Source organism: Bradyrhizobium zhengyangense, assembly GCF_022012555.1.
Lineage (GTDB): Bacteria > Pseudomonadota > Alphaproteobacteria > Rhizobiales > Xanthobacteraceae > Bradyrhizobium > Bradyrhizobium zhengyangense.
Genome location: NZ_JAKLTZ010000010.1, coordinates 37,864 through 53,710, shown reverse-complemented (window position 1 = coordinate 53,710; position 15,847 = coordinate 37,864). Strand labels below are relative to the sequence as shown.

Sequence of the window (15,847 nt, the reverse complement as noted above, 5' to 3'; positions counted from 1 at the left end):
GCGCGCTTCACGAAAAGCGCGTCGACTTCACTCACAGGGGAGGAGAGAGCGTGATACGTCTGCTGCTATTGTTGCCGTTCATCGGCCTGATGATCGTGCCGTTCTACAATATCCGGGAGCCCCTTCTGTTCGGCTTCCCGTTTTTCTATTGGTATCAGCTCGCCTGGGTGCCGCTGACCTCGCTGCTCACCTACATCGTCTACAGGAGCGTGCGTCGTGCTGGCTAATGTCGATAGCGCGGCCTTCGCCGTATTCCTCGCTTTGTTCATCCTCGTCACCGGCATGGGCTTCGTCGCCGCGCGCTGGCGCAAGCCGGAGACGCTCGCCCATCTCGACGAGTGGGGCCTCGGTGGCCGCAAGTTCGGGACCTGGATCACCTGGTTCCTGGTCGGCGGCGATTTCTACACCGCCTATACCGTGATCGCGGTGCCTGCCCTGGTTTACGCGGTCGGCGCCTACGGATTCTTCGCGCTGCCCTACACCATCATCGTCTATCCCTTCGTGTTCGCGGTGATGCCGGTGTTGTGGAAGGTCGCCAAGGAGCGCGGCTATGTCACCGCCGGCGACGTTGTGCGCGGTGCCTACGGCTCGCGCGGGCTCGAACTTGCGGTCGCCGCAACCGGCGTGCTGGCGACGATGCCCTACATCGCGCTCCAGCTGATCGGCATGGAAGTTGCGATCAAGGCGCTCGGGCTGAGCGGCGAGGTGCCGCTCGTTCTGGCCTTCCTGGTGCTGGCGCTCTACACCTATTCGTCGGGCCTGCGCGCGCCTGCGCTGATCGCCTTCGTCAAGGACATCATGATCTACATCGTGGTGATCGCCGCGATCGCGATCGTGCCGTCCAAGCTCGGCGGTTATGGCGCGATCTTCAACGGGGCGGATGCAGCGTTTGCGGCGAAGGGCTCGGGCGGTATCCTGCTGTCGCCGGCGCAGATCGTGCCTTACGCCTCGCTGGCACTGGGCTCGGCGCTCGCCGCCTTCATGTATCCGCACACGCTGACCGGCATCTTCGCGTCGTCAGGCGGCAACACCATTCGCAAGAATGCGATGCTGCTGCCGGCCTACACGCTGCTGCTCGGCCTGCTGGCGCTGCTCGGCTACATGGGCCACGCGGCGGGGCTGAAGCTCGCGAGCAACAATGACGTCGTGCCGGAGCTGTTCAAGACGCTCTTCCCGAGCTGGTTCGCGGGTTTTGCCTTCGCCGCGATCGCGATCGGTGCCTTGGTGCCGGCAGCCGTCATGAGCATCGGCGCTGCCAACCTGTTCACCCGCAACTTCTGGAAGGTGTGGGTCGATCCGAAGGTGACGCCGGCCGGTGAGGCCAAGGTTGCCAAGATCACCTCCATGCTGGTGAAGGTCGGCGCACTGCTCGCCATCCTCCTGATGCCGACGCAGTTTGCGCTCGACCTGCAACTGCTTGGCGGCCTCTGGATCCTGCAAACGCTGCCGGCGCTGGTGTTCGGTCTGTATCTGAACCGGTTCTCGAGCACGGCGTTGCTGGCCGGCTGGGCCGTTGGCCTTGCGGGCGGATCGTGGCTGGCCTGGTCGGACGGCTTGAAGCCGCTGCACGGCATCGACTTCGGCGCCGGCAAGGTCGCGATCTACACCGGCGTGCTGGCGCTTGCGCTCAACATCGCCGTCGCGGTCGTGGTAAACGTCGTGCTCAAGGGCCTGCCGCAGGCCCGCCTGTCGCGCGAGGCGGCCTGACGTCAACCCTGGATCGGCGGCCGGACACCCGGCCGCCGATCCAAAAGTGCCTTCCACGCGATTGAAAACGCTTTAGAGCTCTCCGTTCCGATCGTATCGGAACGGAGAGCTCTGGATTCTTGTTTTTGACGCGTTTTCTTGCCGCGAACCGGTGTCCACTTCGCTGGAAAACGCTCTAATATCCGCCCGCGTTCCGCCCCCTCGATAAGCGGGCGGATCGGTCTTGAGTGAGGATATCTTGCAGGCGTGGTTCGTTCTCGCGGTCGCAGCCGGTTATGTGACCACGCTGTTCCTGATTGCCTGGTGGGGCGATCGGCGGAGCGTGGACGGACCGCTGGTCTCGCCAAAATCCTGGGCGGCCGCGGTCAGCTATTGCCTGACACTTGCGGTCTACAACACCTCCTGGAGCTTCTACGGATCGGTCGGCCGCGCCGCCACCAGCGGACTGGACTTTGCCACGATCTATATCGGTCCGACGCTGGTGCTGCTGTTCGGCCGGAAGCTGCTCGCCAAGGTGATCGCGATTGCGAAAGCGCAGAATGTCACCTCGATCGCCGACTTCATCGCCGCGCGCTACGGCAAGAGCCAGGCGCTTGCCGCCTTCGTGACCCTCGCTTCGCTGCTCGGCGTGCTTCCCTATATCGCGCTTCAGCTCAAAGCCGTTGGCAAAAGCTTTGACTATCTGATCCTGCAGCCTGAGCGCGCCGGCGGCGAGGCGCTGCGGTTCTGGCAGGACTCGGCCTTTGGCGTCGCCGCGTCGATGGCGCTGTTTGCGATCGTGTTCGGCGTTCGCCACGTCCATGCCAGCGAGCATCATCGTGGCTTGATGCTGGCGATTGCGTTCGAGAGCGTGGTCAAGCTGGTCGCATTCCTTGTGGTCGCGCTGTTCGTGCTGTTTGGGCTCTCGGGCGGACCGGCCGCGCTGCTGTCGCAGTTCACTTCGGATCCGCAACTGGCTGGAATCCTCGCCTTCGATCCCGCCCAGCCGGTCTGGCCCTCGACGATCGTCATCTCGGCGATTGCCTTCCTGTGCCTGCCGCAGGCGTTCCACGTCGCCGTCGTCGAGAACGAGAGTCCTGGTCATACGCGCACCGCAGCGTGGCTTTATCCAGCCTATCTTGTGCTGTTCAGCCTGCTGATCCTGCCGATCGCCGCCGCCGGCCTTGCGAGGTTCGGTGCGATGATGGACCCCGACACCTACGTCATCTCGCTGCCGATCGCGGCGGATGCGGGCACCATCAGCCTGATCGCCTTCCTGGGTGGGCTATCGGCCGCCACCGGCATGGTGATCATGACCTCCGTCGCGCTGAGCACCATGCTCTGCAACGACGTCATCATGCCGCTGTTGCTGCGCTCGCGCTTCTTTGGCCTGCGCGCGCAAAGCCGGCAGGTCGCCTCGGTGCTGATGACAGTGCGCAGGCTCTCGATCCTCGGCATCCTGCTGCTGGCCTATCTCATGCACCGCCTGGTCAACCAGGCCTATCCGCTCACCGTGATCGGTCTGTTGTCGTTCGTCGCGGTCGCGCAATTCGGTCCGGCGTTCGTCGGTGGCCTGTTCTGGCAGCGCGCCAACAAGATCGGTGCCTCGATCGGAATCGCCGTCGGATTCCTGATCTGGGCTTATACGCTGCTGCTTCCCTCGGCCGCGCCGCTGTGGCCCGCCTTCGCGGAGATCGTTCGCCACGGCCCGTGGCAGCTCGGCTTCCTCAAGCCGAACGCGCTGTTCGGCCTCGAGGGGCTCGATCCGATCTCGCATGCGACGCTGTGGAGCCTTGCCGCCAACCTCATCGGTTTCGTCGCGTTTTCGCTGCTGGGGCGGCAAACCACCGTCGAGCGCAACCAGGCCGCGGCATTTGCCGACGGTGTCGTCCGCGACACCGTGCCAAAACTGTCCTCGCGCGTGGTGGTCCGACTTGACGATCTTCGTGCGCTCGCCCGGCGCTTTGTCGGTGCGGAGCGCGGCGAGGCGGCTTTTGACGGCTATCTCGCCGCGCGCATGTCGGGCACTGGGCCGCGCCTCGATCCGTCCGGCCTCGTCGATCTCGACTCGATCCGCTTCACCGAAAACCTGCTCGCCGGCGCGATCGGTGCTGCGTCGGCACGCGTGGTGATTGCGGCCTCGCTGGAAGGGCATTCGCTGTCGCGGCGGGCGGCGATGGCGATGCTGGATGAGGCTTCGGAAGCCCTGCGCTTCAATCGCACTCTGCTGCAAAGCACGCTGGAGAGCGTGCCGCAGGGCATCTGCGCGTTCGATGCCGATTTCAACATCACGGCCTGGAACGGGCGGTTCATCGCGCTGCTCGACCTGCCGTCGGATTTCGTGCGCGTCGGCCTTCCGCTCTCCGAGCTCATTGCCTTCAATGTCGAGCGCGGCGAATACGCCGCGTCCGAATTCGCGGCGCTCCTGGTCAATCGCGACGTCGCGAGCCAAAGCTGGCCCTATCTCTACGAGCGCAAGCGGCCGGACGGCACGGTGCTTGAGATCGTCTACGATCGCGCCGCCGAGGGCGGTTATGTCTCGACCTACACCGACGTGACCGAGCGCCACCGCGCTGCGGAGGCGTTGCGGCACGCCAACGAGGATCTCGAGCTGCGTGTCCGTGAGCGGACCGAGGCGCTCGAGCAGGCCAAGGCGGAGGCCGAGCAGGCCAATCTCGGCAAGACCCGCTTCCTGGCGGCGGCGAGCCATGATCTGCTGCAACCGCTGAACGCGGCACGTCTGTTCCTGTCGGCGCTCGACGAAAGCCTGCACGCTTCTTCGCACGCTGGTGTCACTGAGAAGGAACGAACTCTCGCCGGTAGTGCCATCACGGCGCTGCGCTCGACCGAGCATGTCCTCGACAGGTTGCTCGACATCTCCTCCTATGATGCCGGCGCTGTCAGTGCCGAGCCATCAGACTTTCCGATCGCCGATCTGCTCGTGCAACTGAACGTGGAATTCTCCGCGATGGCGCGCGAGCGCGGGCTCGTCCTCCGCGTCGTCGATTGCCAGCTCGCTGTGCGCAGCGATCCGCACTTGCTGCGGCGGATCCTGCAGAACCTGCTGTCGAATGCGCTGCGCTACGCGCCCAGAGGACGCATCCTGCTCGGCTGCCGGCGACGCGGCGGCGATCTGCGCATCGAGGTCTGGGACACCGGTGTCGGCATCGCCGCGGCGGACCAGAAACGGGTCTTCGAGGAGTTCCAGCGCCTGGCGCCGGGATCGGAGAAGGGGCTGGGCCTGGGGCTCGCGATCGTCGATCGTGTCTCCCGGCTGCTAAGTCATCCGGTCGACCTCCGTTCGCGCCCGGGTCACGGCTCATGCTTTGCCGTTACGGTGCCGCTCGCGCAGGGCCCGGGAACGTCGCTCCAGCGCAAATCGGCGGACGCTGCGCCTGCGGTGACGGAGCGGCCGCTGACGATCCTGTGCCTCGACAATGATGCGACGATCCTCGACGGCCTGACGGCGCTGCTCGGCGGCTGGGGTCATCGCGTGCTGGTCGCAACCGATGCCGCCGGCGCAATGGCGGCGGCCGCGGCGAGCCCGCCCGACGTCGTGCTGGTCGATTATTATCTCGATGGGGAACGCACCGGCTTGGACTTTCTCGACGATCTCAGGCAGACATCGGGCCGCGGCACCCGCGCGCTGGTCGTCACAGCAGATCGCAGCGAGGCCGTCCGCACGGCGGCAAAGGCACGAGGCTGCGAGTTGCTTTCCAAGCCGGTCAAGCCGGCGGCGCTGCGGCGCTTCCTTGGCGGCGAAGCCTTGAGCCGGCAGTTCGGGACCAAACAGGGAGCCTCGTCAGCGTGAGAATGCGCATCCTTATCGGCGATGATCATCCGCTGGTGCAGGCTGCGCTCCGCAGCGCGCTGTCGACCGTGCTGCCCGACCTCGACATCATCGCCTGCCAGTCCCTCGACGAGGCGATCAGCGTGCTCTCGGCGCAGTCGGACGAGATCGACCTCATCCTGTGGGACCTGACGATGCCGGGGATCCAGGGATTTGCCGCGCTGTTCATCCTGTCGGCACAATTCCCGACGGTGCCGGTTGCGATCATCTCGGCGCGGCAGGACGCCGCCACGATCCGTCGCGCCATCGCCTATGGCGCGTCCGGCTACATCCCGAAATCGCTTGGTCTGCCCGAGATGGCGGACGCGATCACGAAGGTCCTGGCCGGTGAAATCTGGATGCCCCCCAATGTCGGCGGCCGCGGTTCGATCCAGAGCGCCGATGTCGAGCTTGCCGCCCGCATGGCCTCGCTGTCGGCGCAGCAGCTGCGCATTCTGGCGATGATCGTCGAGGGCAAGCTCAACAAGCAGATCGCGGGCGAGCTCGACATCGCCGAGCAGACCGTGAAGGGCCACGTCTCCACGATCCTGCGCAAGCTAGGTGTCGGCTCGCGGACCCAGGCCGCGGTCCTCGCCGAGCGGCTGTCGTTCGGGCAGCCCGGCGGGAGCTGATCTCGCAAGGTCAAAAGCAAAACGGAGGCCGTGAGGCCTCCGTTCTTATCGTCATCGCTGGCCTTGCCGCTTATCCCAGCCGGCCGGCCGCATGTGCCAGCAGCGTGTAGACCAGACCCGTCTCCGAGGTCAGGTGGCTGCGCAGCTCCTGCGGGCCGCGGCCCTCGCGGGCGACTTCGTCGAGCAGGCGTTCGAACTCGCTGATGTAGCGGTCGACCGTGCCCTTGAAGTTGCGGTCGGCGCGATATTTGCGGGCGACCTCGTCGAAGGCTTTCTGGCCGGCGGGGGTGTACAGGCGCTTGGTGAAGGCCTTGTTCTCGCCGCGCTGGTAGCGGTCCCACATCTCGGAGGCGAGGTTGCGGTCCATCAGTCGGCCGATGTCGAGCGACAGCGATTCCAGCGGATTGCTGCTGGCTTGCGGGGCCTGCGGCTGCGGAACGGGTGCAGCCTGGCGGCCACGCGGTGCCTCACGTCCGGTCGGAGCCGCCTGGTTGGCGTCCGTGCGGTTGAGCAGATCCGATAGCCAGCCGTCGCGGCCCTGGTCGTTGCCGCCAGGAGCGACCGGCGGGGCCTCGGTACGGCGCGAGGAGGCGGGCATGCCGAGGTCCGGCGGCGGCAGCGTCGAGGCGCTGCCGGTGTCGCGCATGCGCGTCTCGGTGCCACGACCGCCCACAGACGCCATCACCGGCTCTTCCTGGCGCTGGACGGCGACGGAGGCGCGGCCTGCGGTGGTGACGTCGAGGCCGCGGCCGTGCTGGGCCACGATGCGGTTGAGCTCGGCGAGCGCCTCGATCTGGTCGACGATCACCTTGCGCATCTGCGCAGTGCTCTCGGCGGCCTCCTGCGGCATCTCGAGCACGCCGCGGCGCAGCTCGTTGCGGGTGGCTTCGAGCTCGTTGTGCATCTCGAACGCCATCTGCTTCATGCTGGCGACGAGGTTGCCGAACTTCTCGGTCGACTGCTTGAACATCGCATCCGCCTCGTCGGTGGTCTGGCGGTAGATGTCGTGCATGGCCTCGATGGTCTGGCGGTGCTCCTCTTCGGACGCCGACCGCACCGCCTCGAACTGGCGGGTGATCGCGGCCGAACCTGCGCCGGCGGTCTCTGCGACCACGCGGGCGATGTCGCGGGCACGCTCTTCGGCCGCAGCGAGCGACTCATCGAGCAGCCCGGTGAAGCGCGACAGGCGCTGGTCGAGATCGGCGGTGCGCAGGTCGATGGTGGTGACGAGCGATTCCAGCGCCGCCTTGCGTTCGGCCAGCGAGGCGGTGGTGTTCTTGTTGCTCTGTTCGACGACCTGTGCGGCATCGACCAGCGCCTTGCCGTGTGCGTCGAACTGGGTCGACAACTCGCCGAGGTCCTGGAGCGCCCGCGTGGTCTTCGTGTTGAAGACGTTGAGCTGGTCTTCCAGGTTCTGGGTCGCCGCGCCGTTGCGCGAGGTGACGTCGTTCATCGCCGAGACGAAGTCGGCGACACGCGTCACCAGCGCCCGCTCCAGCGAGTTGAGGTTGTCGTGCGCACCGGTCAGCACCTCCTGGAGGAGGATGTTGCCTTCGCGCAGACGCTCGAACAGGGCGACCGTGTCGGTGCGCAGGATCTTGCTGGTCTCCTGCATCTCGGTGACGGCCGCGATGGAGACCTGGCGCGACTGGTCGATCGCCGCGCGCGAGGCCGATTCGAGGTCCTTGAGCGACTTGCCGACCGCGCTGGTCGCGATCTCGCTCGCCGCGTTGATGGTGCGGGCGACTTCGTTGCCGTTGCCCATCATGGTCTGCGAGAAGGCCTGGCCGCGCGTCTCGATCGACTTCAGCGCGTCGGAGGTGACGCGGTCGATGTCGAGCGTGAGCTGGCTGGTCTTCGAGCCGATCGCGTCCACGAGCGAGCCGCGCTTGGCATCGATCATGTTGGAGAGGCGGTCGGCCTGCTGCTGCACATAGGTGACGATCTCGTCGGTCTTGCCGGTCATCGCCTGGCCGAAGCTCGAGCTGGCGGCGAGCACCGAACGCTCGACGTCGGCGGAGCTCGACTTGACCCGCGAGCTCGCCTCGTTGGAGGCGGAGATCAGCGCGTTCTGGGCGTTGAGCGCGCTGGTCTGGATGTCGTTGGTCGCGTTCGACGTGGCCGTGCTCAGCGCGCGCTCGATCTCGGTCGAGATCGTGCGGATCTGGCTGGCGGCATCCGCCGAGGTCGAGGTCAGCGAGGTCTGGGCCTCACGCGCGCTGTTGAGGATGGTCGAGGCGGTGTCGGCGCCGACCGCGGTCAGCGTGCGCTCGATATCCGTCGTCAGCGACTTGATCTGGCTCGCCGCGTCGGTCGAGGCGGAGATCAGCGTGCCCTGGGCTTCGCGCACGCCGCTGGTGAGCGCCTCGATGGTGGCGCCGCCGGCGGTCGCCAGCGCGCGCTGCATCTCGGCCGCGAGCGAACGGACCTGGCCGGTCTGTTCCGCCGAGACCGAGAGCAGGGTGCTCTGGGCGTCGCGGGCGCTGGCCGTGATCGTTTCGGCGGTGCTCTGGCCGACCTGCGACAGCGAACGATGCACTTCGGCCGCGAGCGACTTGACCTGGCTCGCCGCTTCCGAGGACGCGTTGACCAGGGTGCTCTGGGCCTCGCGCGCGCCGGCCAAAATGCTCTCTGCCGTCGAGGTGCCAGCCATGGAGAGCGACCGCTGCACGTCGGCCGTAAGAGCTTTGACCTGGTTTGCCGCATCCGCAGATCCGGCGACGAGCGTGCTCTGGGCCTCGCGCGCACTACTCATGATGCTCTCAGCCGTCGAGGTACCCGCCATCGAGAGCGAACGCTGCACGTCGGAGGACAGTGCCTTGATCTGGTTGGCGGTCTCGGTCGAGGCCGCGATCAGCGTGCTCTGCGCATCGCGCGCGCCCGCCGTGATCGATTCAGCCGTCGAGGTGCCGGCCAGCGAGAGCGAGCGCTGCACGTCGGCGGTAAGCGTCTTGACGTGGTTGGCCGCGTCCGAGGACGCGGTGACGAGCGTGGTCTGCACCTCGCGGGCGCCGGCCAGGATCGAGGCCGCGGTGGCCGAGCCGGCTGCGGACAGCGTGCGCTCGACGTCGGCTGCGAGGCCCTTGATCTGGTTGGAGGCATCGCCCGAGGCCGCAACCAGCGACGACTGCGCTTCGCGGGCGCTGGTCAGGATCGAGTTCGCGGCACCGGTGCCGACCGCAGTCAGCGCGCGCTCGACCTCGGCCGAGGTCATCTTTAGCTGGGCGTTGACATCGGAGGAGACCGTCATCAGCGACTGCTGCGCGGTGCGCGCACCGGTCTGGATCGTCTCGCTGGTGTTGACCACGAGGTTGGTGAGCGAGCGCTCGGCGTCCTCGACATGCGAGCGGATCGCGGTCGAGATCATCTCGGCGCGGGATATCATGTCCTCGCTGGCCTGACGGCCGCTGCTCTCGATGCGGCCGGCGACGGCCTCGACACGCGAGCCGAGCAGGTCCTCGAACTGCGCGACGCGGACGTCGATGTCGCTCGCGACCGAACCGACCTTGGTTTCGATCGCCTGCTGGATGTCCTGGAAGCGTGCCGTGACCGTGTCGGTCAGGTGCATGCTGCGGCCGTCGATGAGTTCGGCAACGCTGGTGATGCGGCGGTCGACTGCGTCGATCGCCTGCGCGGTGCCGTCCGTCAGCGTCGAGGTCAGCAAAGTGAGGCGGGTGTCGATCGACTGCACCGCCTGCGAAGCGCCGTTGGTCAGCGCGCTCGTCAGGTAGGTGAGGCGGCTGTCGACGGACTCCAGTGCCTGCGATGCGCCGCTGTTGAACGTCCTCGTGAGGTGCGTCAGCCGCGTATCGATCGCCTGGATCGACTGCGAAGCCCCGTCGGTCAGCGTCGTCGTAAGGTTGGTCAGGCGCGAGTCGATGGATTCGAGCGCCTGTGCCGCGCCGCCGGTGAGCGTCGTCGTGAGGTTGGTCAATCGCGCGTCGATCGACTGGATCGCCTGCGTCGCACCGTCGGTCAGCGTCGTCGAGAGCGTGTTGAGACGTCCGTCGATGGTCTCGGTGACGGACTTGGCACGGGCGTCGAACGACTGCTCGAGCGCGCTGACGCGGCCGCCGAGCTGCTCGTCGAAGGTCTTGATGTGGCCTTCGATCGTGCCGTCGAGGCTGGCGATCTTGCCGTTCAGCGAGGCGTCGAAGTTGGAGACGCGTTCGCCGATCGTGGTCTCGAACTGCACCAGGCGCTGGTCGAGAATGGCCGTGATCTCGCCGCCGTTGGAGGTGAAGCGGGTGTCGAAATTCTCGACATAGCTCTTCAGCGACTCATGGATGTCCTGCGTGCGCTGGCCCATGCGCTCGACGATCTCGCCGCCGAAGGTCTTCACGGTGCGGTCGAACTCGGAGATGTGGCGCGTGATCAGGGCGCCCAGCGTGCCGGAATCGCGGGCGAACTTCTCGACCAGCTCGGTGCCCTGGTTCTTCACCAGCTCGTCGAACGCGCTCATCTGCAGCGACAGCGAGTCGTGCGCGGTCTCGGTCTGGCTGACGACCTTGGCGACGAGGGTGTTGACGGTGGCGTCGAGCGCCTCGCTCGCCTTGTCGCCGGAGGTCATGATCTGGCCGGCGAGGCGGTTGCCGGCGTCGTCGATCTTGGCGGAGATGTCGTTGGAGCGCAGCTCGAGCTCGAGCAGCAGCGAGTCCGACGAGTTCTTCAAGCTGTCGTGCACCTGCTCGGTACGCTCGGAGATGCCGTCGACGATGGCGGCGGAACGCTGCTCGAACTCGCCGGTGATGCGGTCGATGCGCTCGTTCAGCATCTCGTGGACGCGGTCGGCGAGGTCGACGAATTCGTCGTGGACGTGACCGGTCTTGAAGTTGAGGCTGGTGGTCAGCCGCTCGCTGGCGTCGAGCACCGCGCGCGTGGTCTCGGCGCTGGCCTCCTCGAGCCGGTCGAGCAGGTCGCCGCCGCGCTCGCCGAGCGCGAGGATCATGTTGTCGCCGGCATGGCTCAGCGCGCCGGTGATGTGAGCGCCGCGCTCTTCCAGCGCGCCGGTTATGGATTTCGCGACCTCGTCGACGCGCGAGGCGATCGCGTCCGAGATCAGCGCGATGTCGTGGCGGAGGTCGATCTGCACGCCGGAAATGGCGCTGCGGACCTGCTCGGCCTGGCCGACCAGGTTGTCGCGCTGATGCGCGATATCCTGCAGCAGGGCGCGGATACGGACTTCGTTGTCGGAATAGGCGCGCTCGAGTGCGGCAACCTCGTTGGCGACCAGCGTCTCGAGCTCGCCGGCGCGCGCGATGGCGCGCTCGATGCCGTCGCCCATCGCCGCGACCTCGCGGCGGATGGCCTGGCCGACGGTGACCATGGAATCCGACGCCGAGCCTTCCGGCTCGGAGAAGCGGATCGCAACCTGCGCCATCGCCTGCGCGACCTGGCTCATCTGCTGGCCGCGCCAGACCAGGCTCGCGAGGAAATAGAACAGCATGATCGGCGCGAAGAACATCGTGGCGAGGCCGGCGATCGCCAGCACGCCGCCGCTCTCGCCCATGGCCGCCCGGATCGAGGGCAGGAAGCCGACCGTCAGCGCGGCGCAGGCCGCCAGCCAGACGACGGTGAAGATGGTCGCGCCGGTGTAGATGTTGCGGGCAGGGCGGCCCGTCTGCAGCGACTGGAGCAACTGGCCGATGGTCTCGCGGTCGTCATTGGCGGCGCGGCGCGAGGCGCGCGGTTCCTCGATGGAATCGAACACGGCGCGCTCGTTGGCGGCAGGCCGCGGCTCGAAAGCCGGCTCGTCGAACACGGGCGGCGCGGGCGATGCGACCGGCGGTGCCGTTTCGTTGCGCATCGATGCGCTGCGGCTGGTATCGGCAGCCGTGTCGCTGATGTTGAGGGCTTCCTGGATCGCAGAAAGCGCAACTTCTGTGGGGTCTTTGACCTTTTTGGGAGTATTGGCCATGTTCAGTCCGAGCCCTCGTTACTTTTACGCGTCCCCCCGCGAGCCCTGCGCGCTGCGCAAGCCCACAGACCGGATCATGCCGCTTGCGCGGATCTCCGAGCCATCCCCACCCGGACGGCTTGTCCGCCAATTTCCGCAACATCCTATTGGCAGAGCGTCGCGAATGAAATGCCCGCGATTAAGACATTCTTAATCATCGTTAACAGGAACGGGCCGTAACACCTTAGCCCTAAATGAAATTCTCCACCGGACTCGGCCGATTGCGGCAACTTTTCGTCAAGAAACGGGCGGATTTGCGTAAAACGACCCAAACACTTCGTTAACCATTTCCGTGCTTCGGTTGAGCGGAACCGCCGGACCGGCGGACCATCGCGCGATGCCGGGGCCTGCGCCATGACGCCTGAACTGCAACGGATGGACTGGATGCCCTCGCCCCCGCTTGCGCCCATCGACAGCCCGCTCGACCTCGACCACCTTTCGCGCATGACGCTGGGCGATGCCGAGCTTGAGCAGGAGGTGCTGGCGATGTTCGCCGAGCAGGCAGTCCGCCTGATCGCGGCAATGGCCGCGCTGCCGGCGGAGACCGGCGCGCTCGCGCACAAGCTGAAAGGCTCGGCGCGCGGGATTGGCGCGTTCGCGGTCGCCGATGCCGCCGCCAGCCTCGAAACGGCGGTCCGGATCGGCCGCAACCAGCCACATGCCCTTGCCGCGCTGAAAGAGGCGGTCGCCGAGGTTCGCGCGGCCATTGCGACGATCCTCAAGCACTAAAGCCGGGGTCTCCAAAGGGCCGTGGTCTGCGCACTAGCGCGGCCCGGAGCGACCCGTTATAGGACAACCCGGACCCTCCTTTTTCCCCAGATCGCGGCAGCACGAGAACACATGGCCAAAATTCACTTTGTCGATCACAAGGGCGAAACCCGCACGGTGGACGTCGAGAACGGCGCGACCGTGATGGAAGCCGCTATCCGCAACAGCATTCCCGGCATCGAGGCCGAGTGCGGCGGCGCCTGCGCCTGCGCGACCTGCCATGTCTATGTCGACGAAGCGTGGCGCGAGAAGGTCGGCAGCCCGACGCCGATGGAAGAGGACATGCTCGACTTCGGCTTCGACGTGCGCCCGAACTCGCGCCTGTCGTGCCAGATCAAGGTCTCCGACGAGCTCGACGGGCTCGTGGTGTCGACGCCGGAACGTCAGGCCTGATCGCCCGAATTAAGTGCTCGGCAGCGCGACCTCGATGCCGCGCTTGTGCCAGGGCTTGAATTTCGCGATCACCTCTGCGGTCAGCGGCGCCGGCCGCCGCGTCGCCTCGTCGAGCAGAACGCCGACTGACGTCGCCGACGCGATGCACTTTCCATGCGAGAACACGACCTGCTCGAAGGTCACTGACGTGCGTCCGAGCTTCACGACGCCGAGACCGAGCTCGATCGTGCCCGGCCAGCGTAGCTCGGCGCGGAAATGCATGTCGAGCCGCACCATGATCCAGGCGAAGCCCGGCGGTGTCAGGCCGTATTCGGGGAGCTTCATCAGGGTGACACGGCCGGTCTCGAAATATGTGGCGTAGACCGCGTTATTCACGTGCTGGTTGGGGTCGAGATCGCCGAAGCGGACGTTGTCGCTGAGGCGAAAAGGGAAGTCCTCCAGGCGCGGCGTCGTTTCGAGGCGGCTTGGTGCGTTCACCGATTGATCTCCGTCAAATCCAACCTCGTTACAGCCCAGTTATTTTGGCCCGGCAAGTGGTGTGCTTGCGGGGCGCTCCCGCTTTTATGCCTTCCCTGATCCATCCCCGTTGGTTAGACAGGCAGGGTTCCTCTGCCCATAGGGCGCCGTCCAACCGATAACGACCGATAAAGAGACGACATGAGCGACGTGATCAAAACCGATGTGCTGATTATTGGCGCTGGCCCCTGCGGTCTGTTCGCCGCCTTCGAGCTTGGCCTTCTCGACATGAAGGCGCATTTCGTCGACATCCTCGACAAGGTCGGCGGCCAGTGCGCCGAGCTCTATCCGGAAAAACCGATCTACGACATTCCAGGGATTCCGCAGGTGTCGGGGCAGGGCCTCACCGAGGCGCTGATGGAGCAGATCAAGCCGTTCCATCCGACCTTCCATCTCGGCGAGATGGTCGAGACCGTGGAGAAGATCGGCGATCCCGCGTTCCGCTGCACCACCGACACCGGCAAGGTGTTCGAATGCAAGGTGGTGGTGATCGCAGCCGGCGGCGGCTCGTTCCAGCCCAAGCGTCCGCCGGTGCCGGGGATCGAAGCCTATGAAGGCACCTCGGTGCACTACGCCGTGCGCAAGATGGAAAATTTTCGCGACAAGAACGTGCTGATCGTCGGCGGCGGCGATTCCGCGCTCGACTGGACGCTCAACCTGCATCCCCTGGCCAAGCGCGTCACGCTGCTGCATCGTCGCGACGATTTTCGCGCCGCGCCCCACAGCGTCGAGCAGATGCGCGGGCTGGTTGCCGACGGCAAGATGGATCTGCGGCTGGGCCAGGTCACAGCGCTGTCAGGTGCTGATGGCCGGCTGACCGGCGCCACGGTCAAGGGCAACGACAACAATGTCAGCGAGATCGCCTGCGACACCATGCTGCCGTTCTTCGGACTGACCATGAAGCTTGGTCCGGTTGCGAACTGGGGCATTGCGCTGGAGAACAATCTGGTGCCGGTCGAGACGTCAGCGTTCGAGACAAACGTGCCCGGCATCTTCGCGATCGGCGACATCAACACCTATCCAGGCAAGATCAAGCTGATCCTGTGCGGCTTCCACGAGGGCGCACTGATGTCGCAAAAAGCCCACCGCTACGTGTATCCGGAGAAGCGGCTCGTGTTCCAGTACACGACCTCGTCCTCCAGCCTGCAAAAGAAGCTCGGTGTCAACTAGTGGCACCGGTGTCGGACGTGTGACCTCCCATAGTTCTGGTGCTGGAATCGTTCGCGAAATCGCCGTAGTCTGCGGCCAATCCGGTCTTGGCAAGCAAGGTGTTTGGCTTAGCAAGGTGATGATGATGCGGAATCCTTTTTCGAGCTTTCGGCTGCTCTCGCTTCTGACGCTCGCTGTCGCCCTGTCGATTGGCGCGGCGAACCCGGCTGCGGCGCAAGCGCAGGCTCAGCAGCCGACCGCAGCGGGCCTCTGGCAGAAGGTCGAAGACGGCAGGCCGGTGGGCTGGTTTCTCTTCATCGATCACAACGGCATCTTCGAAGGCGTCATCGCCAAGACCTTCCCCCGCCCCGGCGACGATCCGAACGAGGTCTGTGCGAAATGCACTGACGATCGCAAGAACCAGCCGGTGCTCGGGCTCTCCTTCATCCGCGACATGAAGCGCGACGGGCTGAAGTATGAGGGCGGCAACGTGGTCAATCCGCGTGACGGCAACATTTGGAAGGCCAAGATGACGGTCAGCCCGGATGGGCAGGTCTTGACCATGCGCGGCTTCCTCGGCATTTCCCTGTTCGGCAAGGACGAGACTTGGCAGCGCCTGCCGGATGCCAACATGGCTGAGGTCGATCCCGCGATCATCGCCAAATATCTCCCCGCGCAATCCGCCGCGACCGCGCCGAAGGCTGCGCCTGCGGCCAAGAAGGGCGGCGCAATGATGATGGCGCCGGCAGCGAAGAAGTAGGCTCGCCGCACGGCCGTTAAGGCTTCCGCCACATACACCACCGCTATTCTCCGCAGAGGTGCGTTCGTCGAAAGACGAATGCTCGGCACACCTGTGCCAGTAGTTCCCCGGAATGCACGCTGGCGCCGGATTTGCATAGCTGTCGGCAAAGCCGCTGG

The 15,847-nt window shown here is 65.9% G+C and carries 10 protein-coding genes; 8 read left to right on the top strand and 2 right to left on the bottom strand.

Going from position 1 to position 15,847, the window contains the following annotated elements; all coding sequences use genetic code 11:
• The first annotated feature begins 50 nt into the window (after nucleotides 1-50).
• From L6639_RS30090 to L6639_RS30075, 4 genes are all read left to right on the top strand, one after another.
• Complete coding sequence (locus tag L6639_RS30090) at nucleotides 51-227, top strand: DUF3311 domain-containing protein (RefSeq protein WP_237864987.1); 177 nt, start codon at nucleotides 51-53, stop codon at nucleotides 225-227.
• On the top strand, nucleotides 217-1,707 hold the full coding sequence (mctP, locus tag L6639_RS30085) for a monocarboxylate uptake permease MctP (protein ID WP_237864986.1): 1,491 nt from the start codon (nucleotides 217-219) through the stop codon (nucleotides 1,705-1,707). Before L6639_RS30090 ends, mctP begins: the two co-directional genes overlap by 11 nt.
• Before the next feature lie 223 nt (nucleotides 1,708-1,930).
• Nucleotides 1,931-5,497, top strand: a complete 3,567-nt coding sequence (locus tag L6639_RS30080; RefSeq protein ID WP_377818976.1) for a hybrid sensor histidine kinase/response regulator — start codon at nucleotides 1,931-1,933, stop codon at nucleotides 5,495-5,497.
• Nucleotides 5,494-6,147 carry a response regulator gene (locus L6639_RS30075; protein ID WP_237864985.1) on the top strand — a complete coding sequence of 218 codons (654 nt, stop codon included), beginning with the start codon at nucleotides 5,494-5,496 and terminating at the stop codon, nucleotides 6,145-6,147. Before L6639_RS30080 ends, L6639_RS30075 begins: the two co-directional genes overlap by 4 nt.
• Before the next feature lie 70 nt (nucleotides 6,148-6,217).
• On the opposite strand, the gene L6639_RS30070 is transcribed toward L6639_RS30075, so the two are convergent.
• Nucleotides 6,218-12,064 (bottom strand): apolipoprotein A-IV repeat region-like domain-containing protein, encoded by a 5,847-nt coding sequence (locus L6639_RS30070; RefSeq protein WP_237864984.1) that lies wholly within the window; start codon nucleotides 12,062-12,064, stop codon nucleotides 6,218-6,220.
• 393 nt (nucleotides 12,065-12,457) lie between these two features.
• Between L6639_RS30070 and L6639_RS30065 the strand changes: the two genes are divergently transcribed.
• Nucleotides 12,458-12,832 (top strand): Hpt domain-containing protein, encoded by a 375-nt coding sequence (locus L6639_RS30065; protein WP_237864983.1) that lies wholly within the window; start codon nucleotides 12,458-12,460, stop codon nucleotides 12,830-12,832.
• Between the two features lie 111 nt (nucleotides 12,833-12,943).
• Nucleotides 12,944-13,264 (top strand): 2Fe-2S iron-sulfur cluster-binding protein, encoded by a 321-nt coding sequence (locus tag L6639_RS30060; RefSeq protein WP_237864982.1) that lies wholly within the window; start codon nucleotides 12,944-12,946, stop codon nucleotides 13,262-13,264.
• Nucleotides 13,265-13,273: 9 nt separating this feature from the next.
• Here the strand turns inward: L6639_RS30060 and L6639_RS30055 are convergent, their stop codons facing one another.
• On the bottom strand, nucleotides 13,274-13,741 hold the full coding sequence (locus L6639_RS30055) for an acyl-CoA thioesterase (RefSeq protein ID WP_237864981.1): 468 nt from the start codon (nucleotides 13,739-13,741) through the stop codon (nucleotides 13,274-13,276).
• A 180-nt stretch (nucleotides 13,742-13,921) separates the two neighbouring features.
• Between L6639_RS30055 and L6639_RS30050 the strand changes: the two genes are divergently transcribed.
• Both L6639_RS30050 and L6639_RS30045 read left to right on the top strand, forming a co-directional pair.
• The gene (locus L6639_RS30050) at nucleotides 13,922-14,950 is read left to right on the top strand and encodes an NAD(P)/FAD-dependent oxidoreductase (RefSeq protein ID WP_237864980.1); all 1,029 of its coding nucleotides are present in this window, start codon (nucleotides 13,922-13,924) and stop codon (nucleotides 14,948-14,950) included.
• Between the two features lie 124 nt (nucleotides 14,951-15,074).
• Complete coding sequence (locus L6639_RS30045) at nucleotides 15,075-15,689, top strand: DUF2147 domain-containing protein (RefSeq protein WP_237864979.1); 615 nt, start codon at nucleotides 15,075-15,077, stop codon at nucleotides 15,687-15,689.
• Nucleotides 15,690-15,847: the final 158 nt, after the last annotated feature.

Coding starts and splice junctions, on each gene's coding strand:
- L6639_RS30070 (WP_237864984.1), bottom strand. CDS start 12,064: ATGGCCAATACTCCCAAAAAGGTCAAAGACCCCACAGAAGTTGCGCTT.
- L6639_RS30065 (WP_237864983.1), top strand. CDS start 12,458: ATGACGCCTGAACTGCAACGGATGGACTGGATGCCCTCGCCCCCGCTT.
- L6639_RS30060 (WP_237864982.1), top strand. CDS start 12,944: ATGGCCAAAATTCACTTTGTCGATCACAAGGGCGAAACCCGCACGGTG.
- L6639_RS30050 (WP_237864980.1), top strand. CDS start 13,922: ATGAGCGACGTGATCAAAACCGATGTGCTGATTATTGGCGCTGGCCCC.
- L6639_RS30045 (WP_237864979.1), top strand. CDS start 15,075: ATGCGGAATCCTTTTTCGAGCTTTCGGCTGCTCTCGCTTCTGACGCTC.